A 21,927-nucleotide genomic window follows, 5' to 3' on the forward strand; every position below is an offset into this window, starting at 1 on the left:
CGATGAGCCCCGGCGGGCGGGGCTCATCGGTGTGTCCGGGCGCACCTCGCAGCGCGCCCGGACCAAACGATTACTCGCTGATCAGGCCGAGCTGCGAGAGGTAGGCCTTGTGGCTTTCCAGCAGGGCAGCAGCCTCGGGCGAACGGGTGCCCCAGTCGTCCCATGCAACCTGAGCGGCCTTGCGGAACTCGGCGCGGTCTGCTTCGGACCATGCGTGAAGAGTCACACCCTGCTCGGTGAGCATCGCAGCAGCTTCGGCGTTGGCCTTCTCGTTGGAGAGGGCGATCTGGAAGCTGAGCTTCTGCCATGCCGTGTCGATGATGCGGCGCTGCTGCTCGGTCATGCCGTCCCAGACATCCTTGTTACAGGCAAGGTGGTCAGAGGGCATGGAGTGGAAGCCCGGGTAGGTGGCGTGCTTCACGATGTCGTAGAGACCGAGGCCCACGTTGTTGGCCAGGCCCGAGGCGTCGGCACCGTCGATGATGCCGGTTTCCAGCGCGGTGAAGATCTCGGTGAAGTCCATCACGATCGGCGAAGCGCCGAGCTTTTCGAAGATCTCCGTTTCCATGCCCGGGGGCGAACGGAACTTCCAGCCTTTCAGGTCTTCGAAGCCGGCAATCGGCTTGGAAGACGAAAGGCTCTCCTGGCCGTAGATCGACCAACCGATAAGCTGCATGCCCTGGGCGTTGTAGAGCTCCTGCGCAGCGGCGTAGCCGTCACCGTAGTAGAGCCACGAGTACTGCTGCCACGGGGTGTCGTAGCCGCCCATGATGTCGCCGACAAACTGGAACGCCGGGTTCTTGCCGGTCTGGTAGGCACCGCCGGTGGCGTCGCAATCGACGATGCCGTTGATGGCGGCGTCGAAGGTCTCGGTCGTGGCAACCACGGACGAAGAGTAGAACATCTCGACGGTGATATCGCCGCCCGACATGGTCTGAACATCATCAATCCAGGTGGCCAGCGCCTGCCCGGTGGGGTGCTCGGTGGCGTAGTGGGTCTGAATCCGAAGCGTGATCGGCTCCGCGGACACGGCACCTGCCATGAGGGCAGCAGCGGTGGCCGTCGTGAAAACGGTCGAAAGTTTCATAGAGTTATCCTCCCTGCGCGGCCCTTTCCCTCCCCGGGATGAACCGCTTTTCATACGGCGCGTCCTCCAACGCGCGGCGAAAGATGGCATACCATCTGGAGCGGGACGCTAGCCGAAGCGTGGTCGACAATCAACGACTTTTGGTATACCAAATTTTCCGGAGAGGCACTTTTTTATGGTTGAACATTCGGCGTTTGCCCAAGTTCTGCCCGTGCCGTGGAGGGAATCGCGGGGAAGAGGCGGAATATGGCGGATAAACTGCTGCCGGAGCAGATCGCGAAGCGTTTGCGGCGTGAAATACTAAGGGGCGCGCTGCGTCCGGGCGCTTCCATAAAGGAGCGCGACAACGCCGCAGAACTGGGCGTAAGCCGCACGCCGATGCGCGAGGCGATTCGCATTCTGTCGCTGGAAGGTCTGGTCGAGCTGCGCCCCTCGCGCAGCCCCATCGTGGCCGACCCGACATGGAAAGAGGTCGTGGACAACCTCGAAGTGCTGAAGGCGCTGGAGCTGCTCTCCGGCGAGCTTGCCGTGGCGCATGCCACTGAGGCCGAGATAGATGCCGCCGCCGCTGTGCAGGCCCGGATGGAGGAACTCGCCCCAACCACCGACGAGATCGACCTGTTCGAAATCGACATGGAGTTTCACAGCGCCATCGTCCGCGCCTCCGGCAACCCGGCTCTGGCAGAAACCCACGGCACCTATCTCGCCAAGCTCTGGCGCGCGCGGTTTCTGGGCAGCCGGATCGGGCGCAGCCAGCAACGTGTGTTCGACGAGCACAACGGCATCATTCAGGGCCTGCGCGACCGCGACAAGCGCAAGGTCAAAGTCACCATTTCGGCCCACCTCGACGCGCTGCGCCGCCAGATCCGCCGACATTTCGATACCAACACCCGCGTCGGCGAGTTGCAGCCCGGCGCACCTGCAAATGCCCCGGAGCCCGCTCCCAACGTCAAGTGACGGCCCCGGACAGTGAACACTCAACAAAGGAAATGAGACTCTATGAAACTCTTGCGTTTTGGCCCCGCAGGCGCGGAAAAGCCCGGCATTCTCGACGGTGAAGGCAAGGTCCGCGACCTGTCCGGCAAAGTCGGCGAGCTTGCGGGCGAGGGCGTTTCACTCGAAGCGCTCAATGCGATCCGCGCGCTCGACGTGGCAAGCCTTCCGGTGGTCGAAGAGCCCGGCCGGATCGGCAGCTGCGTGGCCTCGGTGCCCAACTTCTTCTGCATCGGCCTGAACTACACCAAACACGCCGAAGAGACCGGCGCGGAGCCGCCCAAGGAGCCGATCATCTTTTCGAAGGCGAGCAGCGCCTTGAGCGGCCCCTTCGACACGGTCGTCATCCCGCGCAACTCCGTCAAAAGCGACTGGGAAGTCGAGCTTGGCGTCGTGATCGGCAAAGAGGCCCTCTACGTCTCCGAGGCCGATGCTCTGAGCTACGTGGCCGGATATTGCACCATCAACGATGTGTCCGAGCGCGAATTCCAGATCGAGAAGGGCGGCCAGTGGATCAAGGGCAAATCCGCCCCCACCTTCGGCCCGACCGGCCCCTACCTCGTTACCGCCGACGAAGTGGCAGACCCGCAAAAGCTGCGCGTTTCGCTCGATCTCAACGGCGAGACGGTGCAGGATTCCAACACCGATGACATGATCTTCACCGTGGCCGAAATCATCAGCTACATGAGCCGTTTCATGAAGCTCCAGCCCGGCGACATCATCGCCACCGGCACGCCCTCGGGCGTGGGCATGGGCATGAAGCCGCAGCGCTTCCTCAAGCCCGGCGACGTGATGGAGATCGAGGTGGAGGGCCTTGGCCGCCAGCGGCAGGAGACCGTGGCGGCAGAGTAAGGGAACAGGGATGGCACGAACGGAAAACCTGAATGCCATCCTCTATTTCGAGTCGGTGGCGCGGCGGGGCACGCTCTCCCGCGCTGCCGAAGAGCTTTCGGTGTCGCCCTCCGCCGTCAGCCAGCAGATCAAGCTCTTGGAGCAACAGCTCGGCGTAAAGCTGTTTCGCCGCGACGGGCGGCAACTGTCGCTTACCCTGGAGGGCGAGCAGCTTTATCAATCGGCGGGCACCGCGCTGCGGATGCTGAAGGATGCGCGGCAAAACCTCGGGCGCTCGCGGGAGACCCGGCGCTTGAACCTGCGCGTGGCGCCCAGCTTCGGCGTGCTCTGGCTCGGCCCCCGGCTCTCGCGCTTCGTCGAGAAGCACCCGGAGTGGGAGTTGCGCGTGGACGCCGCCCCCGACCCCACCGATTTTGACCGCGAAATCATGGATCTCGACATTCGCTACGGCACCGGCAACTGGGGTGGCATGCATGTGGAGCCTGTGGTGGACGATCACATTCTGCCGCTGGCAACGCCGGCCTATCTGGCCGCACTGGGGGGCAACCCGCTGGAGACGGGCCGGTTTATCGATTCCGCCCGCAACCTCTGCCAGTGGGACACATGGTTGCTGCGCAACGGCATCGAAACCCCCGCCAACCGCAAGAGCCTGCTGATGGACCGCTCGTCCATGGCGCTCCAACTGGCGCTGGACGGCATGGGCATTGTGCTGGAGTCGCTGGCCGTGGCGCGCGCCGAAGTGGCGGAGGGGCGGCTGGTGCCGGTCACGCCCGATCTGCCGGTGCTGCGGTTTCCTGCCCATTGGGCGATCTGCCCGAGCCGCTATCTGAACCGAAAAGCGGTGCAGATCTTCCTTGGATGGATCTCGGAAGAGGCCGAGCGGCATGGGCGCGAGGTGGAAGAAATCGTGTCGCGGCACCATTTGACGGTGGAAAGCTTCGAGAGCGCAACGGAACTGGCGGGGTAGGGGGCTGCTCATCCGCCCTTCGAGGCGTCTTCGCAGGGGCGAAGAGACGGGCGAGCCCGTGGATGAGCCCCCCCAAGCAACCTTCAGTGAATCAGCGAACCGCCGTTCACATCCACCTCCGAGCCGGTGACATAGGCCGCAAGGTCCGAGGCAAGGAACAGCGCACAGCCCGCCACGTCAGAGGCCTCCCCGGCGCGGCCCATCGGGATACCGTCAAGCACCATGGCCTTCATCTCGTTGGTCAGCTTGCCCGCCGTGATGTCGGTCGCAATGAAGCCGGGGCAAATGGCATTGGCCCGCACATTGTCGGGCGCGGCCTCGCGGGCCATCGCCTTGGTCAGCCCCAGTATCCCAGCCTTGGCCGCCGAGTAATGCGGCCCGCCAAAGATGCCGCCGCCGCGCTGAGCGGAGACGGACGACATGTTGATGATCGAGCCGCTCTTGCGCCCTCGCATATGCGGCAGCGCGGCCTGGCTCATATAAAGCGTGCCGCGCAGGTTCACATCCAGCACCGCGTCGTAGTTCTCGGGTGCGATCTCCATGAACTTCAGCGGCTGGGTGATCCCGGCGTTGTTCACCAAGATATCCACCGCGCCGAAACCCTCCAGAACCGCAGCAAAGGCTGCCTCGCAGGCCTCCTTGTCGGTCACATTGCAGGCCAGCCCGATGTGGCCCTCGCCGGGCAGGTCCGCCGCCGCACCCGCTGCCGCATCGGCATCAAGGTCCAGCACGGCCACCCGGGCCCCATGCTCGGCAAAGAGCCGCGCGGTGGCCTTGCCAAGGCCGCGCGGAGAGGCGGCGCCGGTGATGATGGCAGTTTTTCCGGTGAGAAGATCGGGCATTGGCGTTTAGCTTTCGTGAACGGGTTTTCCGGTAAGCGCCTCATAGGCGCGGATAACAAGCGCATCATCCGCCTTGCCGTGGCCAAGGGCGCGGGCGGCGGAGAAGAGTTGCAGCGAGAGGGCGGCGAGCGGCACGGGGGCTTCAGCTTCCTTGGCCGTTTCTTCCACCAGCCCGAGATCCTTGATGAAGATATCGACGGTGGAGGTCACTTCAGGGTCGGCCTCCATCATTCGCGGCCCGCGATTGCCGAGCATCCAACTCGCTCCGGCAGAGGCCATGACGATCTCATGCAGCTTCTCCGGGTCACAGCCCGCCTTCGCGCCAAAGCTCATCAACTCGGCGGCGGCGGCAATATGCACCCCGGCCGCAAGCTGGTGCACCACCTTGTAGGTCGCGCCCATACCCGGCTCATCCCCAAGTCGGTGGAGCGTGCCAGCGGTGGCCTCCAGCACCTTTTCGGCGCGCGCGAACGCGGCGGCAGAGCCCGAGGCCATGATGGTGAGCGTGCCCGCCTCGGCCCCGACCTGCCCGCCCGAAACCGGCGCATCAAGCAGGTGGTGGCCCATTGCGGCCAGCTCTTCGCCAATGGTGCGGGCGGCAGAGGGGGCTACGGTAGAAGAGAGCATGACGGTCGCGCCGGGAGAGAGCGCCTCGGCAGCCCCGGCCTCAAACAGCGCGGCACGGGCCTGCGCGGCGTTGACCACCATGAGGATCAGCAGCGAAGCCCCGTTGGCGGCCTCGGCAGCAGAGGCCGCAGGGGTGCCGCCCATCTCTTTCAGCGCGTCGAGCGCAGGCTGCGCCATGTCGAACCCCGTCAGCGGAATGCCTGCCGCGAGGATGTTCTTCGCCATGCCGCGCCCCATGACGCCGAGGCCGATGATTGCCGTGCCAGTGTTCGTGTCAGTCATTGAGCCAGCCCTTTACCCTTGTGGTGATGCTACGCACCGATAGCCCGTATTGCTCGTGAAGCGAAGGCAGCGCCCCGGCGTCGAGAAACTCATCAGGCAAGGCAACCTGCCGGAAGGGCACATGCACTTGGTTGCGGGCCAGCGCCCCGGCCACGGCCTCCCCCAGCCCACCGGTGACGGAGTGGTTCTCCGCCGTCACCACCAGCCGCCCGCCCTTGGCGGCCTCGGCGCAAATCGTGGCCTCATCCAGCGGCTTGATGGTGGGCGAATGCAGCACGGCGCAGCTCACCCCGTCCTTCTCCAGCGCGGCGGCGGCGTCGAGGCAGCGCATCGTCATGAACCCGGAGGAGATGAAGAGCACATCACGGCCGTCCCTTATTTCCTTGGCCTTCCCAAGCTCAAACTCATAGCCGTATTCGCCCAGCACGTTGGGCACCTTGCCGCGCAGCAGGCGCATGTAGGCCGGGCCTGGATGATCGGCCAGCGCACGGGTCGCTTGGTCGGTTTCCACCGCATCACAAGGGTCGAGCACCGTCATGTTCGGCATCCCGCGCATGATGGCGAGGTCTTCAGTGGCCTGATGGCTGGGGCCGTAGCCGGTGGTAAGGCCGGGCAGGGCGCAGACGATCTTCACCGGCAGGTTCTCCTCGGCAATCGCCATGACGATAAAGTCATAGGCCCGGCGCGAGGCGAAGACGGCATAGGTGGTCGCAAAGGGGGTAAAGCCCTCCCGCGCCATGCCCGCTGCGGCAGACATCAGCAGCGCCTCGGCCATGCCCATCTGATAGAACCGGTCGGGGTAGGCCTCAGCAAACACATGCAGATCGGTGTATTTGCTCAGGTCGGCGGTAAGGCCAACAATATCATCCCGGCTCTTGGCCAGATCAACGAGCGCGTGGCCAAAAGGCGCGGCGATGGTGTCGCGGCCCTCGGCATCCAGCGAGGCGATCATGGCAGAGGTGCGCGCACCGCGCTCGGCGGGCTTGGGCCGGGCAATATGCGCGGGCGTGCGGCGGGAGTTGGGGCCGATACTCATGCGGGCTTCTCCCCGTCCAGATGGGCCAGCGCCTTGGCCCATTCCTCGGGCTCCACGCGGACGAAATGGGTAATCTCGCGCTCCTCCAGAAAGGGCACGCCCTTGCACATCTTGGTATTGCAAATGATCGCGCGGGGCCTCGGCTCTTTCAGGTGCCGTGCCCGGTCAAACGCCGCCACAACAGCGTCAATGTCGTTGCCGTCCACCTCCTCGGCGTGCCAGCCGAAGGCCTGCCACTTGGCGGCCTCGGTGCCCGGCCCTGTTGCCAGCGCCTCCGTGGTCGGCCCGTCGGCCTGCTGGTTGTTGAAGTCGACGATGGCGATGAGGTTGTCGAGCTTCCATGCGGCGGCGCCCATCACCGCCTCCCAAGTGGAGCCCTCGCCCAACTCGCCGTCACTCAACATGTTGTAAATAAAGGCGTCGTTCTTCTTGCGCTTCAGCCCCAGCGCCATGCCCACTGCAATGCCCAGCCCGTGGCCGAGCGAGCCGCCGGTAATTTCCATCCCCGGCGTATAGGCCGCCATGCCGCTCATCGGCAGGCGCGAGTCGTCCATCCCGTAGGTCTCAATCTCGTCCTCAGGCAGAATCCCGGCCTCGATCATCGCCGCATAAAGCGCGATGGCGTAATGGCCGATGGAGAGAAGAAAGCGATCCCGCCCTTCCCAGTCGGGATCGCCGGGCCGATAGCGCATGGCATGAAAGTAAGACACCGCCAGAACGTCGGCCGCTCCCAGCGCCTGTCCGATATATCCCTGCCCCTGCACCTCGCCCATCCGCAGCGCATTGCGTCGGATGGCCCAGGCCCGGCGCGCAAGGCTCACGTTCGATCCTGCCGCATGTTCCACTGGCCGCTCCTCCCTTTGCGCTCCGGTTCTCCAACGAGGGTTCTGGCAGGGTGCTCGACGGCAAACAACGACGTATTCTTAAACTGTGGTGAAGCCCTGCTTAATCACCGCATAGGAGAAATTGATAGATACGCCCGCGCGGGCACGCCTAGTTTGCCGCCAACACAAGGGAGTTGGACATGAACCTGTCGAGCAAGCTGGCGGCACGGGTCGCTGAAGGAAAACCGGTCCGCGTCGGGCTGATCGGGGCCGGAAAATTCGGCTCGATGATCCTCGCGCAGGCCCGGCACATCAAGGGGCTGCATGTGGTCGGCGTGGCCGATCTCGATGTGCAAAAAGCCCGCGGCTCGTTCGAGCGGGTGCATTGGCCGCGCGAGCAATTCGCAGCCACCTCGGCACAAGATGCGCTCGCGAGTGGCCGCACATGGATCACCGAAGATGCCGCCGCGCTGGTGGCCTGCGACGAGATCGAATGCATCATCGAGGCCACCGGCCACCCGCTTGCGGGCACCCGCCACGCGCTGGCGGCAATCGCGGCCGGCAAGCATGTGGTTATGGTCAACGTCGAGGCCGATGTGATGGTCGGCGCGCTGCTGGCCGAAAAGGCCCGCGCGGCTGGGGTTGTCTACTCTATGGCCTATGGCGACCAACCGGCGGCAATGTGCGAGCTGGTGGATTGGGTCAACAGCTGCGGCTTCGAGCTGGTGGCGGCGGGCAAGGGGATGAACTTCTGCCCCTCCTACCGCTACTCCACCCCCGATACCGTCTGGGACTACTTCGATTTCACCCCCGAGCAGGTGGCCTCGGGCGACTTCAATCCGAAGATGTACAATTCTTTTACCGACGGAACGAAAGCGGCCATCGAAATGGCGGCGGTCGCCAATGCCACCGGGATGGATTGCCCGGTCAACGGCCTCGCCTTCCCGCCCGCCGGGCTGCAAGACCTTGCCGAAGTGTTCAAGCCGGTGAGCGAAGGCGGGCAGCTGGAGAAAGAGGGCATCGTCGACATCGCCGCCTCTCGCGAGCCCGATGGGCGCACCGTGCTGAACAACATCCAATACGGCATGTTCGTCACCTTCCGCGCCCCCAATGAATACACCCGCCAGTGCTTCAACCAATACGGGCTGATGACCGACAAGAGCGGTTGGTATGGCTCGATGTGGCGGCCCTTCCACCTCATCGGGCTGGAAACGGCGGTGTCGGTGCTATCGGCCTGCCTGCGGCACGAGCCAACCGGGGAGTCCCGCCTGTTCCGGGCCGATGCGGTGGCAACGGCCAAGGGCGCGTTTGAGGCGGGCGACTATCTCGATGGCGAGGGCGGCTTCAAGGTTTGGGCCAAGGCCATTCCGGCGCGCGAGTCAGTCGCGCTCAACGCCCTGCCCATCGGCCTTGCGCATCACGTGAGGCTCAAGCGCTCGGTCCGCCGCGATCAGGTGGTGAGCCTCGATGATGTTGATATCGTTGACGATCTCGACATTCACAGCCTGCGGCAAGAGCAACGCCGCCTGCTCTCGCAGGGGGCAGGGGGCTAAATCAGCCTCGCCCGCAAACGGGCCTAGGCCTCTCCCGGTGCGGCGGTGCTCTGACGGGCCACCAATTCAACGCCAACCATCTCGACGCAGCTGCCATCATCGGCTGCAAGCGGGTCGTTCGTGGCTGCGATCCGCTCCAGCAGCAGCCGCGCAGCCCGTGCCCCAAGGGCATGCCGGTCCTGCCGGATGGTGGTGAGCGCAGGGGTATAGACCTTGCTGAGATCAATATCATCGAACCCCACCACCGAAATATCCTCCGGCACCCGCACGCCCGCCGCCATCAGCGTCGACATCAGCGCAAAGGCCACCTGATCGGAGGCGCAGAACACAGCCGAGGGGCGCTCCTTCATGGCAATGATCCGCTGCGCGGCCTCCCGGCCCGAGGCCAGCGAGAAGTCCCCCCGGATGATCCAGTCGTCCCGGCTGGGCAGGCCAAGCCGCGCGCGCTCTGCCAGCATTCCCGCGCGCCGCGCCTTGGTCAGCACGTTGCCCGCCGGTCCGGTCACATGGGCAATGTCGCGATGGCCAAGATCATAGAGGTGCTGCACCGCCAGCCGTGCGCCCGCCTCATTGTCGGAGCGCACAGAGGGCAGGGTGGCCCCATCGACCCATTCGCAGGCAAAAACGATCCGGTCAGCCACGCCCGCTGCATCAAAGGCGGCAAGATCGCTCCGGGCCAACCCGCCATCGAGCGAAATCATCCCGTCGATCCGCCCGTCGAGGAAGTACCCGGCAAGTTCCCGCCCGCCGGATTCACCGCTCGCGGTATCGGCAATGAGCACCGAGGTATCGCTGCCCGCAAAACTCTCTGAGATCGCTGCAAGGATCGTGCTGAAAAAGGGGTTGCCGAGGTTGGGCACCAGCACCAGCACCGCCCCCGCCCGCTGCATCCGCAGGTTCCGCGCGGCGTGGTTCACCCGGTAGCCGGTGATTCGCACCGCATCTTCAACCGCCTTGCGTGTGCTTTCAGTCAGCAGATCGGGATTCGATAGCGCCCGGCTCACCGTCGCGGTGGAAACCCCGGCAGCCCGTGCAACATCCCGAATTCTGACCGTTTTTTGAGCCATCGAATTAAATCCCTCGCGTCGCAGTCGTTTAGCGATGAACCCGCGCTTGACAAGGGCGGCTCTGGGCGAAAATATCCATGTAATCGTTTACATGCAAGCGCGGGGCACAAAGCTCTGAACGTGTAAACGATTACAAGCGCCGAAGAGGACGGCGCGTGACAGACATGGGCCGCCGGAAGGCAAGGCCCGCAGGGAGGAATAAAATGACGTTTCGCACCATCCTGATGGCGGGCACGGCGCTTTGCGCGGGTTCCGCTCTTTCTGCTGCCGATCTGGAGGTCACCCATTGGTGGACCTCGGGCGGCGAGGCGGCTGCCGTGCAGCAGTTTGCCACCGAGTTTGAAGGCCAGACCGAGCACAAATGGGTCGACGGCGCGATTGCCGGCGGCGGCGGCACCGCCCGCCCGGTGATGGTCAGCCGGATCATCGGCGGCGACCCGATGGGCGCCTTCCAGTTCAACCACGGTCGGCAGGCCGAAGAGTTGATCGAGGCCGGTCTCCTGCGCGACATGACCCACGTGGCCGAGGCCGAGGGCTGGATGGACATCGTGAACCCGCCGTCGCTGCTGGAGTCCTGCACCGTCGATGGCAAGATCTACTGCGCCCCGGTCAATATCCACTCCTGGCAGTGGCTCTGGCTCTCCAACGGCGCTTTTGAGAAGGCCGGTGTGGACGTGCCAACCAACTGGGACGAGTTCGTGGCCGCCGCACCGGCGCTGCGCGAAGCGGGTATCCAGCCGATGGCGCTGGGCGGTCAGCCTTGGCAATCGTCGGGCGCGTTCAACGTGCTGATGGCCACGCTGGCCGGGCCGGATGTGCTGCAACAGGTCTACGGCGAGGGCGATGCCGAAATGGCGGCGGGTGAAGAGCTCGCGCGCGTGTTCCAGGCCGCCGAAGACATGCGCGGCATGGTCGAAGGCTCCAACGTGCAAGACTGGAACCAAGCGACCAACCTTGTCATCACCGATGCCGCAGGCGGCCAGATCATGGGCGACTGGGCGCAGGGTGAGTTTGCCGTGGCCGGTGAGGTTGCGGGCGAAGATTACACCTGCCTGCCCGGCCTTGGCGTGATCGAGGTGCTTTCGACCGGCGGCGATGCCTTCTACTTCCCCGAAACCGGCGATGCCGAGACCGAAGCCGCGCAGGATGCCTTGGCAGCAACGCTGCTGAAGCCCGAAACGCAGGTGGCCTTCAACCTCAAGAAAGGCTCTCTGCCGATCCGGGGTGATGTGGACCTCGCCAATGCCAACGACTGCATGAAGAAAGGTCTCCAGCTGCTCGCCGACGGCAAAACCATGCCCGACGTGAACCAGCTGAACACCGAAGACACCAACAACCAGCTGAACGACCTCTTCGTCCAGTTTTTCCAGGATCCGTCGATCAGCGCCGCCGATGCTCAGGCCCGCTTTGTCGACATCGTGGCGAACAAGGACTGATACGGCGTCCACCCGGGGCCGGGCTGCGCAAGCGGCCCGGCCCCTTGGCTGAAACCGACCAGCGCGAGAGGGGAGCGTTATGGCCTCGGCCCGCCCGTTAGGGCTCTTTCGAAACATAAACGCCAAGATCGCCGCCATCCCGATGGTGCTGACGGCGCTCGTCGTCTTCACCGGCGGCACGATCTGGACGGTGGTGTATTCCTTCACCAATTCCAAGCTGCTGCCCCGCGAGAAATGGGTGGGTTTGCAGCAATACGAGCGCCTCTGGGGCACCGAGCGCTGGAACGTGGCAATCGAAAACCTGCTGATCTACGGCGCCTGCATGGTGGTGTTCTCGCTGGTGATCGGCTTCGTGCTGGCGGCTCTGCTCGACCAGAAAATCCGGTTCGAAAACACCTTCCGCACCATCCTGCTCTACCCCTTCGCTCTCTCCTTCATCGTCACCGGCCTTGTCTGGCAATGGCTCCTCAACCCCGATTTCGGCATCCAGTCGGTGATCCGGGCAATGGGCTGGGAGAGCTTCGATTTCGACCCGCTCTACAACGCCGACATCGTCATCTACGGCGTGCTCATCGCCGGGCTCTGGCAGGGCACCGGCCTTGTGATGTGCCTGATGCTCGCGGGCCTGCGCGGCATCGACCAAGAAATCTGGAAGGCCGCGCGGGTAGATGGGATCCCGATGTGGAAAACCTACATCTTCATCGTCATCCCAATGATGCGCCCGGTCTTCATCACCACCCTCGTCATCATCGCCTCCGGCATCGTGCGCCTCTACGACCTGATCGTGGCGCAAACCGGCGGCGGCCCCGGCATCGCCTCGGATGTGCCCGCCAAATACGTCTATGATTACATGTTCCAAGGCCAAAACCTCGGTCAGGGTTTTGCCGCCTCCACCATGATGCTGCTCGCCGTGCTGGTGGTGATCATCCCCTGGGCCTATCTCGAATTTGGAGGGAAGAAGCGTGTCTAACCCCGCAACCCTCTCCGCCACCGTGTCCGGGGCCGATGCCGCCGCGCCCGCGCTCTCCGGCCCCCGTGGCCCCAAGCCGCGCCGCCGCTTCTCGCGCCGCAACATCTTCATCTACGGCACGCTGATCGTCGTGGCGCTCTACTACCTGCTGCCGCTCTGGGTGATGGTGGTGACCTCGCTGAAGGGGATGCCCGAAATTCGCCTCGGCAACATCTTCGCCCCGCCGGTCGAAATCACCTTCGAGCCCTGGGTGAAGGCCTGGGCCGAGGCCTGCACCGGCCTCAACTGCGACGGGCTTTCACGCGGGTTCTGGAACTCGGTGCGCATCACGGTGCCTTCCGTGTTCCTCTCCATCCTCATCGCCTCGGTCAACGGCTACGCGCTCGCCAACTGGCGGTTCAAGGGGGCGGATATCTTCTTCACCATCCTGATCTTCGGGGCCTTTATCCCCTATCAGGTCATGCTCTACCCCATCGTCATCATCCTGCGCGAAATCGGCCTCTACGGCTCGCTCACCGGGCTGGTGCTGGTGCACTCCGTCTTCGGCATGCCGATCCTCACGCTGCTCTTCCGCAACTATTTCACCTCGCTGCCCGAAGAGCTGTTCAAGGCCGCGCGGGTCGATGGGGCGGGATTCTGGCAGATCTACCTGCAAATCATGCTGCCGATGAGCCTACCGATCTTCGTTGTCGCGATGATCCTGCAAGTCACCGGCATCTGGAACGACTTCCTCTTCGGCGTCGTCTACACCAAGCCAGACCTCTACCCGATGACCGTGCAACTCAACAACATCGTCAACTCGGTGCAGGGCGTGAAGGAATACAACGTCAACATGGCGGCAACCCTTCTCACCGGTCTGGTGCCCCTCGTCATCTACTTCATCTCCGGAAAACTCTTCGTGCGCGGCATCGCCGCTGGCGCGGTCAAAGGCTGAGGCATGGAACACTCAATCGAAATCAAACACCTCGACCTGTCGTTCGGCGCCGTGAAGGTGCTGCAAGACCTCAACCTTGAAGTGGTCAACGGCGAATTTCTCGTGCTCCTCGGCTCTTCCGGCTGCGGCAAGTCTACCCTGCTCAACTGCATCGCCGGGCTGCTTGATGTGACCGATGGGCAAATCTGGATCGGCGGGAAAAACGTCACCTGGGAAGAGCCCTCCAAGCGCGGCATCGGCATGGTGTTCCAAAGCTACGCGCTCTACCCGCAGATGACAGTGCGCGGCAATCTGAGCTTTGGCCTCAAGAACGCCGGGGTGAGCAAGGCCGAGATCACCGAGCGGGTAAACCGCGCAGCGCAGGTGCTCCAGATCGAGCCGCTGCTGGATCGCAAGCCCTCCGCCCTCTCCGGCGGGCAGCGCCAGCGGGTGGCGATTGGCCGTGCGCTGGTGCGCGATGTCGATGTGTTCCTCTTCGACGAGCCGCTGTCCAACCTCGACGCCAAGCTGCGTGCCGATCTGCGGGTCGAGATCAAGCAGCTGCACCAGACGCTGGGCAACACCATGATCTACGTCACCCACGACCAGATCGAGGCGATGACCCTTGCCGACCGGATCGCCATCATGAAATCGGGGATGGTCCTGCAACTCGACACCCCGAACGAAATCTACAACCGCCCCGCCAACCTCTACGTGGCGCAGTTCATCGGCTCCCCAACCATGAACTTCCTCAACGGCGAGCTGCGCGGCGGGGTTTTCCACTCCGCCGAGCTGGAAATCCCGCTTGAGGGCTACACCTGGCAAGACGGCCCGCGCGACGGGGCGGCGATGCTGGGCATCCGCCCCGAGCACGTGGCCTACCGCGAAATCGCAGAGAGCAAGCCCTTCCGCTTTGACAGCACGGTAGAGCTGGTCGAGCCGCTCGGCTCCGACACGCTGGTGCGCTGTGACGTGGGCGGGCGGCATGTCTGGGTGCGGCTCGACGGGCAGGTCGAGATCGCCCCGGGCGACCCGTTGCCGCTGGGCCTCTCCCCCGAGCGCTGCCACCTCTTTGACAAGACAACCGAAGCCCGGCTCTAAGCCGGAACTCACAGGACTGACCATGGATATCTCGTATCAACTCTATTCCTCGCGTGACGCTGGCCCGATGGAAGACACGCTCAAGCTGCTCGCCTCGCTTGGCTACACACAGGTCGAGGGCTTCGGCGGGGTCTACGCAGACCCCCACGCCTTCAAGGCCCTGCTCGACGAAAACGGGCTCACCATGCCCTCCGGCCACTTCTTCCCGCTGGGCAGCTTCGAGGAGGATTTTGACAAATCCATCGCCGCCGCCAAGGTGCTGGGGATGGAGCGCGTCTTCTGCCCCGCGCCCACCGATGAATATCGCAACGGTGCCGGAATGGCCGAGTGGAAGGATCTCGCCAACCGCCTCAACGAGGCAGGCAAGCGGGTGCGCGATGCGGGCCTGCGCTTTGGCTGGCACAACCACCACTGGGAGTTTCAGGGCCTTCAGGAGGGCACCGTGCCCATGCAGGTGATCCTCGACATGGCCCCCGAGATCGAGTGGGAGATGGATGTCGCCTGGGTCGTGCGCGGCGGGGCCGACCCGCTGCTCTGGATCGAGGCGCAGGCCGACCGGATCACCACCGCCCATGTGAAAGACATCGCCCCCTCCGGCCAAAACGAGGACGAGGACGGCTGGGCCGATGTAGGCCACGGCACAATGGATTGGCCCGCCATCATGGCCGCGCTCAAGGGCGCAGGCGTGGACCTGTTCGTGATGGAGCACGACAAGCCGAATGACGCCAAGCGCTTCGCCACCCGCTCCATCGAAGCCGTAAAGGGATTCTGAGCCATGGCTGACACACTCGGAATCGGCGTCATCGGCTGCGGCAACATCTCCGCCGCCTACATGCGCCTCGCCCCCCTGTTCAACGGCATCGAAATGCGCGCCTGCGCCGACCTGAGCGAAGAGGCCGCCAAGGCACGCGCAGAAGAGTTCGGCCTGCGCGCCGAAAGCATCGAAGGGCTGTTGGCCGCCGATGATGTCGACATCATCGTCAACCTCACCGTCCCCAACGCGCATTTCGACGTGTCCAAACGCGTGCTTGAGGCTGGCAAGCATGTGTATTCCGAAAAGCCCTTCGTGCTGACGCTGGAAGAGGGCGAAGCGCTGAAGAAGATCGCGGGCGAAAAGGGCCTGCGTGTCGGCTCCGCGCCCGATACCTTCCTCGGCGGCGCCCACCAGCTTGCGCGCCATCTGGTCGATAGCGAGGCCGTGGGCCGCATCACCTCCGGCACCTGCTTCGTGCAGTCTCCGGGCATGGAAAGCTGGCACCCCAACCCCGATTTCTTCTTCCAGCCCGGCGCCGGCCCGGTGCTCGATATCGGCCCCTACTACGTGTCCAACCTCGTGCAACTGCTCGGCCCGGTGAAGCGCGTTGTGGCGATGAGCTCCAGCGCCAATGAATACCGCACCATCACCTCGCAGCCGCGCCACGGTGAGAAGATCAAGGTGGAAACGCCAACAACGATCCACGCGATCCTGCAATTCGAGAGCGGCGCGCAGGTGACGTTCATTGCAAGCTGGGACGTGTGGCAACACGGCCATTCCAACATGGAGCTTTACGGCACCGAGGGCACCCTGCATGTGCCCGATCCCAACTTCTTCGGCGGTGAGGTGCGGGTGACAGAAAAAGGCGCTTTCACAAACATCTCTGGCGAGTGGCAGCACCCCTTCGGCAAGTCCAACGAGGGCACGCGGGCCAACTACCGCACCGCCGGGCTGGCCGATATGGCGCAGGCCATCCTCGCAGGCCGCCCGCACCGCTGCTCGGATGACTTTGCCACCCATGTCGTCGATGTGATGACCTCCATCCTCGAGGCAGGCGAAGAGGGCAGGGCGCTTGATATTTCCACCACCTGCACCCGCCCCGAAGCCCTTGGCCCCGATGCCGCACAGGGCCTGCTGGCATGAGCGTCTATGCCGCCGCCGAAGACCGCTACGAGCGGATGGCCTATCGCCGCTGCGGCAAATCAGGCCTCAAACTGCCCGCCATCTCGCTCGGCCTCTGGCACAACTTCGGCGATGATGCGCCGCATGAGACAAAGCGACAAATCTGCCAAACAGCGTTTGATCACGGCATCACCCATTTCGACCTCGCCAACAATTACGGCCCGAGGCCGGGCGCGGCGGAGGCGGCGTTTGGCGAGATCCTGCGGACAGATTTTGCCCCCTACCGCGACGAGCTGATCATATCGTCCAAGGCAGGCTACGGCATGTGGCCCGGCCCCTATGGCGAGTGGGGCAGCCGCAAGTATCTGGTGGCGAGCTGCGACCAGTCGCTGAAGCGGCTGGGGCTGGATTACGTCGATATCTTCTACTCCCACCGCTTCGATCCCGACACGCCGCTGGAAGAGACGATGGGTGCGCTCGACCATATCGTGCGCTCGGGGCGGGCGCTTTATGCGGGGATTTCCTCTTATAATTCCGAGCGGACGCGGGAGGCTGTGGCGATCCTGAAAGATCTCGGCACCCCCTGCCTGATCCACCAGCCGAGTTACAACATGATCAACCGCTGGGTCGAGCGCGACGGGCTGAAAGACACGCTCGCCGAGCTGGGCATCGGCTCCATCGCCTTCACCCCGCTGGCGCAGGGGATGCTGACGGCCAAGTATCTCGGCGGCGTGCCCGAGGGCAGCCGCGCCACGCAGGGCAAATCGCTGCGCAGCGAGATGCTCTCCGACCGTGCGATAGAAAACATCCGCAAGCTAAACGACATCGCCGAACGGCGCGGGCAAACCCTGGCGCAGATGGCGATTGCATGGGTGCTGCGCGGCGGCGGCATCACCACCGCGCTGATCGGCGCGAGCAAGCCGAGCCAAGTGGTCGATTGCGTCGGAGCGGTGGGCAACCTCGAATTCACCGAGGCCGAACTGGCAGAGATCGACGAATACGCCGACGAAGAGGCCATCAACCTCTGGGCACAATCCGCCGAGCAAACCAAGGGAGCCGCGCAGCGATGATCCGCAACCCCATCCTCCCCGGCTTCAACCCCGACCCGTCGATCTGCCGGGTGGGGGATGAGTACTTCATCGCCACTTCCACCTTCGAGTGGTATCCCGGCGTCCAAATTCACCGCTCCAAGGATCTGGTGAACTGGGATCTCGCCTGCCGCCCGCTCTCCCGCGCCAGCCAGCTCGACATGCGGGGTGATCCAGATTCCTGCGGCATCTGGGCCCCCTGCCTCAGCTACGCCGACGGCCTGTTCTGGCTCGTCTACACCGACGTCAAACGCTACGACGGCAACTTCAAGGACGCCCACAACTACATCGTCACCGCGCCCTCCATCGAGGGGCCGTGGAGTGACCCGACCTATGTCAGTAGCCACGGCTTCGACCCTTCGCTCTTTCACGATGACGACGGGCGCAAATACTGGCTGGTGCTCCAGTGGAACCACGTCAGCGCGAGCATCGGCGGCAAGCCAAGAACCAGCGCTTTCGATGGCATCCTCTGTCAGGAATGGCACCCCGAGGAGGGGCTGAAAGGCGAGATCAAGGTCATCTCCAAGGGCTCCCCGCTCGGCCTCACCGAAGGGCCGCACCTCTCCAAGCGCAACGGCTGGTATTACCTCACCGTGGCCGAGGGCGGCACTGGCTATAACCACGCCGTCACAATGGCCCGCAGCCGCGAGGTGTTCGGCCCCTACGAGCTGCATCCCGACACGCACCTGCTGACGGCAAAGGACGCCCCCGATGCGCCGCTGCAACGCACCGGACATGGGCAAATCGTGGAAACCCCGCAGGGCGAGACCTACCACACCTTCCTCTGCTCACGCCCGCTGCCCGGCCGGTTCTCGCCGCTCGGCCGCGAGACCGGCATCGAGAAATGCGAGTGGCGCGACGATTGGCTCTATGTCGAAGGCGGCGGCACGCTCGCGCATCTGGAGGTGCCCGCGCCGTCTGACGTGGAGCAGCGCCAGCCGCAGGCGATTGAGCGCAAGTTCACCAACGCCCTGCCGCCCGAGTTCCAATGGTTGCGCACGCCAGAGCCCGAGCGGATCTTTACCCTTACAGGCGAGGCCCTGCGCCTGATCGGGCGCGAGAGCATCGGCAGCTGGTTCGAGCAAAGCCTCGTCGCCCGGCGTCAGGAGCACCTGAAGTATCGCGCCTCCACCACGCTGGAAGCCTTCGACCCAACCACCTACCAGCAGGCCGCAGGCCTCACGACCTACTACAACCGCTACAAATTCCACTTCGCCGCCGTCTCCTTCACCGAGGAGCATGGCCGCTGCCTCATGCTCATGTCCTGCCCCGGCGACTGGCCCGATGGGCGCATGCAGTTCCCCGCCGCGCCCGTGCCTCTGGCCGATGGCCCGGTGGAGCTTGCGGTGGAGGTGGATCACGCCAAGCAACAATTCCTCTACCGGCAGGGCGGCGGCAACTGGCAGCCCTTCGGGCCAGAGCTGGATGCCAGCGTGATCTCCGACGAGGGCGGGCGGGGCGAACATGGCTCCTTCACCGGGGCCTTCGTCGGCATGGTCTGTTTCGACATCACCGGGCATGGCCGCACGGCGGATTTCACCCGCTTCTCCTACGACCCCACCTGATGTTCGCCGCGCTGGAGATTTTCGACCTCGAAACAGGCAAGAGCGAAACCCTGCTTGAAACCGACCGCCACATCGAAGCCCCCAACTGGGCCGATGATGCGTTGATCGTCAACGCCGAGGGCAGGCTCTACCGCGTGCCCCTCGACGCGCCGGATCTGGTGGAGATCGACACCCGCGGGCACACCCGTTGCAACAACGACCACGGCCTCTCGCCCGATGGCCACTGGCTGGCGATTTCTGACAGCAGCAGCACCGAGGCCTCCTGTATCTACCGGTTGCCGTCCTCCGGCGGCCCGCCCGCGCGCATCACCACGCTCACCCCAAGCTGGTGGCACGGCTGGTCCCCCGATGGCGATACGATGGCCTACACCTGCCGCCGAGAGGGCACTTTCGGCATCGCCATCATCCCCGCTGCAGGCGGTGATGAAACCGTGCTGATCGCAGGCGGCGGTCATTATGACGGGCCCGACTACACGCCCGATGGCAAGCACATCTGGTTCAACTCCGACCGGGGCGGGCAAATGAACCTCTGGCGCATGCGGGCCGATGGCACCGACCCGGAGGAAATGACAGGCGGCGCAAGCGTCGATTGGTTTCCCCACCCCTCGCCAGACGGCAAGCATGTGCTCTACCTCGCCTATCCAGCGGGCACCGAGGGCCACCCCTTTGGCCGCGATGTCGAGCTGCGGCTCATGCCCGCCGACGGGGGAGGCGCGCCGAAACGGCTCTGCGCCTTTTACGGCGGGCAGGGCAGCCTCAACGTGCCGTCATGGGCCCCCGATGCCCGCCGTTTCGCCTACGTGCGCTACGCCCGGCCCTGACCCGTATCAGGCCTTGGCCGCGGCCTTGCCCACGCGCTCGGCCAGGGTCGCAAAGTTGCGGGCAGACTGAAGGTGCAGATAGGTGCACTCCAGCTCGTCGGTGCGGAACATTTCCATCACCGCCGCCTCGTCCAACGCCTTCAGCTTCTCCCGGTCGACGGTGAAAAACCCCTGCAAGGTGCGCTTTTCGCCTTCGGGCGTGGTGTAATTGGCCTGCATCGGCTTGAGCAGCTCCAGCTCGGCCAGCCGCTTGGCATAGGCCTGCGTGCGCTGATGCTGGGTGTGGTAATCCTGCTGAAACTTCAGCACGTTCTGCAAGTATTCCGAGGGCTTGTCGCCGTCAAAGAGCGCCTCGCCCTTGCCCTTGCTGTTCAGTCCGGCGCAGCCTTCGTCCACATGCAGCGTCTGCGTGCCAGCATCATCCTGATGCGAAAGCACAAAAGGGTAGCGGCGGATATAGGCAGGCAGGTAGGTGCCAAGCCACTTTCCGTCCGCCCCGACAAAGGCATTCTTGGAGCCGTCGAGCCCGAGGATAACGGAGGGCACCGGCGCAGAGGCCTCTCCAGCAAAGACAATCGGGTATTCGGCGGCGCAAAGGGCAAACTCGGCGGCGGCGATCGGCACCGAGTTGACCTCGCGGGCAAAGCCGTAATCGCCCTTCAGATCAACGCTCATCTTGCCGTGGCGCGCGGCGTTCACCGCTGCGGGGGTATCATAAAAAAGTAGCTGCTTGGCCATCGCCCGTTCCTCACCTGTAAAATGCTTGCCCCGGTGTAACGGCTGGCTGCGGGGCTTTCAAAGGGATTGGGGCCGTAAAGCGCCCTGCACAAAAGAAAACACCGCCTCGCGGCAGGTGCTTCCACTGGGTCTCGGGTCAAACCGGCTTACTCGGCGGATGCCAGTTCCTTCGGCAGTCGGACGGTTCAGAGCAGGCCGCACAAGGCTGTGGCGGCGGGCCTTGAGGTGGCGGCGCAAGCGCAGTAAACATCGCAGCAGGGCCACAGGCCCATGCCAGCACTGCCGCGCGTACAGCGGCGCCAGCGACCCAATCCAAAACCATGCAGGCCAAAGCCATGCAGGAAGGTCGCCATGCTGATAAAACCCTCTGGAAATTTCCGCCTGCTCCCGCGCCCGCTCTCCGGCCCGCTTGCCGCCTTGCGGCGGCTCGCCCTCGCGCTGCTCCTCGCTCTCGCAGCGGCCAAGCCCGGCGCCGCGCAGGATGGCCCCGCGCGGGTGGCCTCCCTCGGCGGCGCTGTTACCGAAATCGTCTATGCGCTGGGCGAGCAGGGCAGGCTGGTCGCCCGCGACAGCACCTCAACCTTCCCGCCCGAAGCGCAGGCCCTGCCCAATGTGGGCTACGTGCGCGCGCTCTCCGCCGAAGGGGTGCTATCCCTCGCGCCCGATCTGATCCTCGCTGAACAGAACAGCGGCCCGCAGGAGGCGCTCGATGTGCTGGCCGAGGCGCAAATCCCCCTCGTTCTGGTGCCCGACGGCTACGATGGCGCAGCGATCCGGCGCAAGATCGAGGTCGTCGCTGGCGCACTCGGCGTGCCCGCCAAGGGCGAGGCACTGGCGCAACAGGTCGAGGCAGACCTGGTCGAGGCGACCCGGGCCGCGCAGCGCGATGCGCCGGTGCGCGTGCTCTTCCTCCTCTCCATGCAGGGCGGGCGGCTGATGGCGGCGGGGCGTGGCACATCGGCAGAGGGCATCATCACCCTTGCCGGTGCGCAAAACGCGCTCACCGGCTTCGAGGGCTACAAGCAGGTCGCCGATGAGGCCGTGCTGGAGGCCGCGCCCGAGGTGATCCTGATGATGGAGCGGGGCGGCGATCACGGCGGCGCGGTGGATGACATCCTCGCTCACCCCATCCTCGGTCAAACCCCTGCCGCAAAATCCGGCGCGGTGCTCCGGCAGCCGGGCTTGCTCCTGCTCGGCTTCGGGCCGCGCACACCGCAAGCGGTCCGGGCGCTGAGTGAAGCCATCGCCGCCACCCGCCCATGACCTCCGCGCCCATGCACCTCCCCCCA

At 64.6% G+C, this 21,927-nt stretch carries 21 protein-coding genes; 14 read left to right on the plus strand and 7 right to left on the minus strand.

Annotated features, from left to right (window positions below; genetic code table 11):
- Positions 1-70: 70 nt before the first annotated feature.
- Complete coding sequence (locus FHY55_RS05225; protein WP_140013180.1) at positions 71-1,087, minus strand: TRAP transporter substrate-binding protein; 1,017 nt, start codon at positions 1,085-1,087, stop codon at positions 71-73.
- A 246-nt stretch (positions 1,088-1,333) separates the two neighbouring features.
- Here FHY55_RS05225 and FHY55_RS05230 point away from each other — a divergent pair, with 246 nt between their 5' ends.
- Genes FHY55_RS05230 through FHY55_RS05240 form a run of 3 tightly spaced genes read left to right on the plus strand, consistent with a single transcriptional unit; the run spans position 1,334 to position 3,899 of the window.
- Complete coding sequence (locus FHY55_RS05230) at positions 1,334-2,044, plus strand: GntR family transcriptional regulator (protein WP_140013181.1); 711 nt, start codon at positions 1,334-1,336, stop codon at positions 2,042-2,044.
- A 42-nt stretch (positions 2,045-2,086) separates the two neighbouring features.
- The gene (locus FHY55_RS05235; protein WP_140013182.1) at positions 2,087-2,932 is read left to right on the plus strand and encodes a fumarylacetoacetate hydrolase family protein; all 846 of its coding nucleotides are present in this window, start codon (positions 2,087-2,089) and stop codon (positions 2,930-2,932) included.
- 10 nt (positions 2,933-2,942) lie between these two features.
- Positions 2,943-3,899 carry a LysR substrate-binding domain-containing protein gene (locus FHY55_RS05240; RefSeq protein WP_140013183.1) on the plus strand — a complete coding sequence of 319 codons (957 nt, stop codon included), beginning with the start codon at positions 2,943-2,945 and terminating at the stop codon, positions 3,897-3,899.
- Between the two features lie 83 nt (positions 3,900-3,982).
- On the opposite strand, the gene FHY55_RS05245 is transcribed toward FHY55_RS05240, so the two are convergent.
- From FHY55_RS05245 to FHY55_RS05260, 4 genes are read right to left on the minus strand one after another with little or no spacing between them, the layout of a single operon-like run.
- Positions 3,983-4,741, minus strand: coding sequence for a glucose 1-dehydrogenase (locus FHY55_RS05245; RefSeq protein ID WP_140013184.1), 759 nt, complete (start codon positions 4,739-4,741; stop codon positions 3,983-3,985).
- A 6-nt stretch (positions 4,742-4,747) separates the two neighbouring features.
- On the minus strand, positions 4,748-5,650 hold the full coding sequence (locus FHY55_RS05250; RefSeq protein WP_140013185.1) for an NAD(P)-dependent oxidoreductase: 903 nt from the start codon (positions 5,648-5,650) through the stop codon (positions 4,748-4,750).
- Positions 5,643-6,686, minus strand: a complete 1,044-nt coding sequence (locus tag FHY55_RS05255; protein ID WP_140013186.1) for a transketolase family protein — start codon at positions 6,684-6,686, stop codon at positions 5,643-5,645. The genes FHY55_RS05250 and FHY55_RS05255 overlap by 8 nt, the downstream gene beginning before the upstream one ends.
- Positions 6,683-7,459 (minus strand): transketolase, encoded by a 777-nt coding sequence (locus tag FHY55_RS05260; protein WP_254695489.1) that lies wholly within the window; start codon positions 7,457-7,459, stop codon positions 6,683-6,685. The genes FHY55_RS05255 and FHY55_RS05260 overlap by 4 nt, the downstream gene beginning before the upstream one ends.
- A 251-nt stretch (positions 7,460-7,710) precedes the next feature.
- Between FHY55_RS05260 and FHY55_RS05265 the strand changes: the two genes are divergently transcribed.
- Complete coding sequence (locus FHY55_RS05265; protein ID WP_140013188.1) at positions 7,711-9,063, plus strand: NAD(P)H-dependent oxidoreductase; 1,353 nt, start codon at positions 7,711-7,713, stop codon at positions 9,061-9,063.
- Between the two features lie 23 nt (positions 9,064-9,086).
- On the opposite strand, the gene FHY55_RS05270 is transcribed toward FHY55_RS05265, so the two are convergent.
- A complete protein-coding gene (locus FHY55_RS05270) occupies positions 9,087-10,130 on the minus strand; it encodes a LacI family DNA-binding transcriptional regulator (RefSeq protein ID WP_140013189.1) in 1,044 nt (347 codons plus the stop codon).
- 203 nt (positions 10,131-10,333) lie between these two features.
- Here FHY55_RS05270 and FHY55_RS05275 point away from each other — a divergent pair, with 203 nt between their 5' ends.
- The 9 genes from FHY55_RS05275 to FHY55_RS05315 all read left to right on the plus strand — a co-directional run bounded on the left by FHY55_RS05275 (position 10,334) and on the right by FHY55_RS05315 (position 19,900).
- Positions 10,334-11,566: an ABC transporter substrate-binding protein gene (locus FHY55_RS05275; protein ID WP_140013190.1), complete on the plus strand. Its 1,233-nt coding sequence runs from the start codon at positions 10,334-10,336 to the stop codon at positions 11,564-11,566.
- 79 nt (positions 11,567-11,645) lie between these two features.
- Positions 11,646-12,536 (plus strand): carbohydrate ABC transporter permease, encoded by an 891-nt coding sequence (locus FHY55_RS05280; RefSeq protein WP_140013191.1) that lies wholly within the window; start codon positions 11,646-11,648, stop codon positions 12,534-12,536.
- A complete protein-coding gene (locus FHY55_RS05285; protein WP_140013192.1) occupies positions 12,529-13,470 on the plus strand; it encodes a carbohydrate ABC transporter permease in 942 nt (313 codons plus the stop codon). Before FHY55_RS05280 ends, FHY55_RS05285 begins: the two co-directional genes overlap by 8 nt.
- 3 nt (positions 13,471-13,473) lie before the next feature.
- Entirely contained in the window at positions 13,474-14,550 is a 1,077-nt protein-coding gene (locus FHY55_RS05290) for an ABC transporter ATP-binding protein (RefSeq protein ID WP_140013193.1), read from the plus strand.
- Between the two features lie 22 nt (positions 14,551-14,572).
- Positions 14,573-15,322, plus strand: coding sequence for a sugar phosphate isomerase/epimerase (locus FHY55_RS05295; protein WP_140013194.1), 750 nt, complete (start codon positions 14,573-14,575; stop codon positions 15,320-15,322).
- Positions 15,323-15,325: 3 nt separating this feature from the next.
- Positions 15,326-16,447, plus strand: coding sequence for a Gfo/Idh/MocA family protein (locus FHY55_RS05300; protein WP_140013195.1), 1,122 nt, complete (start codon positions 15,326-15,328; stop codon positions 16,445-16,447).
- A complete protein-coding gene (gene mgrA / locus FHY55_RS05305; protein WP_140013196.1) occupies positions 16,444-17,496 on the plus strand; it encodes an L-glyceraldehyde 3-phosphate reductase in 1,053 nt (350 codons plus the stop codon). Before FHY55_RS05300 ends, mgrA begins: the two co-directional genes overlap by 4 nt.
- Positions 17,493-19,079 (plus strand): glycoside hydrolase family 43 protein, encoded by a 1,587-nt coding sequence (locus FHY55_RS05310; protein WP_140013197.1) that lies wholly within the window; start codon positions 17,493-17,495, stop codon positions 19,077-19,079. Before mgrA ends, FHY55_RS05310 begins: the two co-directional genes overlap by 4 nt.
- On the plus strand, positions 19,079-19,900 hold the full coding sequence (locus tag FHY55_RS05315; RefSeq protein ID WP_140013198.1) for a TolB family protein: 822 nt from the start codon (positions 19,079-19,081) through the stop codon (positions 19,898-19,900). The genes FHY55_RS05310 and FHY55_RS05315 overlap by 1 nt, the downstream gene beginning before the upstream one ends.
- A 6-nt stretch (positions 19,901-19,906) precedes the next feature.
- Here the strand turns inward: FHY55_RS05315 and FHY55_RS05320 are convergent, their stop codons facing one another.
- The gene (locus FHY55_RS05320; protein WP_140013199.1) at positions 19,907-20,638 is read right to left on the minus strand and encodes a SapC family protein; all 732 of its coding nucleotides are present in this window, start codon (positions 20,636-20,638) and stop codon (positions 19,907-19,909) included.
- A 351-nt stretch (positions 20,639-20,989) separates the two neighbouring features.
- On the opposite strand from FHY55_RS05320, the gene FHY55_RS05325 reads away from it, so the two are divergent.
- Complete coding sequence (locus tag FHY55_RS05325) at positions 20,990-21,901, plus strand: hemin ABC transporter substrate-binding protein (RefSeq protein WP_140013200.1); 912 nt, start codon at positions 20,990-20,992, stop codon at positions 21,899-21,901.
- The last annotated feature ends 26 nt before the right edge of the window (positions 21,902-21,927 follow it).

This window comes from Oceanicola sp. D3 (genome assembly GCF_006351965.1).
GTDB lineage: Bacteria > Pseudomonadota > Alphaproteobacteria > Rhodobacterales > Rhodobacteraceae > Vannielia.

What these genes read in the sequence shown, in the direction of transcription:
- FHY55_RS05225 (WP_140013180.1), bottom strand. Translation starts at nt 1,087, where the DNA reads ATGAAACTTTCGACCGTTTTCACGACGGCCACCGCTGCTGCCCTCATG.
- FHY55_RS05230 (WP_140013181.1), top strand. Translation starts at nt 1,334, where the DNA reads ATGGCGGATAAACTGCTGCCGGAGCAGATCGCGAAGCGTTTGCGGCGT.
- FHY55_RS05235 (WP_140013182.1), top strand. Translation starts at nt 2,087, where the DNA reads ATGAAACTCTTGCGTTTTGGCCCCGCAGGCGCGGAAAAGCCCGGCATT.
- FHY55_RS05240 (WP_140013183.1), top strand. Translation starts at nt 2,943, where the DNA reads ATGGCACGAACGGAAAACCTGAATGCCATCCTCTATTTCGAGTCGGTG.
- FHY55_RS05245 (WP_140013184.1), bottom strand. Translation starts at nt 4,741, where the DNA reads ATGCCCGATCTTCTCACCGGAAAAACTGCCATCATCACCGGCGCCGCC.
- FHY55_RS05250 (WP_140013185.1), bottom strand. Translation starts at nt 5,650, where the DNA reads ATGACTGACACGAACACTGGCACGGCAATCATCGGCCTCGGCGTCATG.
- FHY55_RS05255 (WP_140013186.1), bottom strand. Translation starts at nt 6,686, where the DNA reads ATGAGTATCGGCCCCAACTCCCGCCGCACGCCCGCGCATATTGCCCGG.
- FHY55_RS05260 (WP_254695489.1), bottom strand. Translation starts at nt 7,459, where the DNA reads ATGGGCGAGGTGCAGGGGCAGGGATATATCGGACAGGCGCTGGGAGCG.
- FHY55_RS05265 (WP_140013188.1), top strand. Translation starts at nt 7,711, where the DNA reads ATGAACCTGTCGAGCAAGCTGGCGGCACGGGTCGCTGAAGGAAAACCG.
- FHY55_RS05270 (WP_140013189.1), bottom strand. Translation starts at nt 10,130, where the DNA reads ATGGCTCAAAAAACGGTCAGAATTCGGGATGTTGCACGGGCTGCCGGG.
- FHY55_RS05275 (WP_140013190.1), top strand. Translation starts at nt 10,334, where the DNA reads ATGACGTTTCGCACCATCCTGATGGCGGGCACGGCGCTTTGCGCGGGT.
- FHY55_RS05280 (WP_140013191.1), top strand. Translation starts at nt 11,646, where the DNA reads ATGGCCTCGGCCCGCCCGTTAGGGCTCTTTCGAAACATAAACGCCAAG.
- FHY55_RS05290 (WP_140013193.1), top strand. Translation starts at nt 13,474, where the DNA reads ATGGAACACTCAATCGAAATCAAACACCTCGACCTGTCGTTCGGCGCC.
- FHY55_RS05295 (WP_140013194.1), top strand. Translation starts at nt 14,573, where the DNA reads ATGGATATCTCGTATCAACTCTATTCCTCGCGTGACGCTGGCCCGATG.
- FHY55_RS05300 (WP_140013195.1), top strand. Translation starts at nt 15,326, where the DNA reads ATGGCTGACACACTCGGAATCGGCGTCATCGGCTGCGGCAACATCTCC.
- mgrA (WP_140013196.1), top strand. Translation starts at nt 16,444, where the DNA reads ATGAGCGTCTATGCCGCCGCCGAAGACCGCTACGAGCGGATGGCCTAT.
- FHY55_RS05310 (WP_140013197.1), top strand. Translation starts at nt 17,493, where the DNA reads ATGATCCGCAACCCCATCCTCCCCGGCTTCAACCCCGACCCGTCGATC.
- FHY55_RS05315 (WP_140013198.1), top strand. Translation starts at nt 19,079, where the DNA reads ATGTTCGCCGCGCTGGAGATTTTCGACCTCGAAACAGGCAAGAGCGAA.
- FHY55_RS05320 (WP_140013199.1), bottom strand. Translation starts at nt 20,638, where the DNA reads ATGGCCAAGCAGCTACTTTTTTATGATACCCCCGCAGCGGTGAACGCC.
- FHY55_RS05325 (WP_140013200.1), top strand. Translation starts at nt 20,990, where the DNA reads ATGCTGATAAAACCCTCTGGAAATTTCCGCCTGCTCCCGCGCCCGCTC.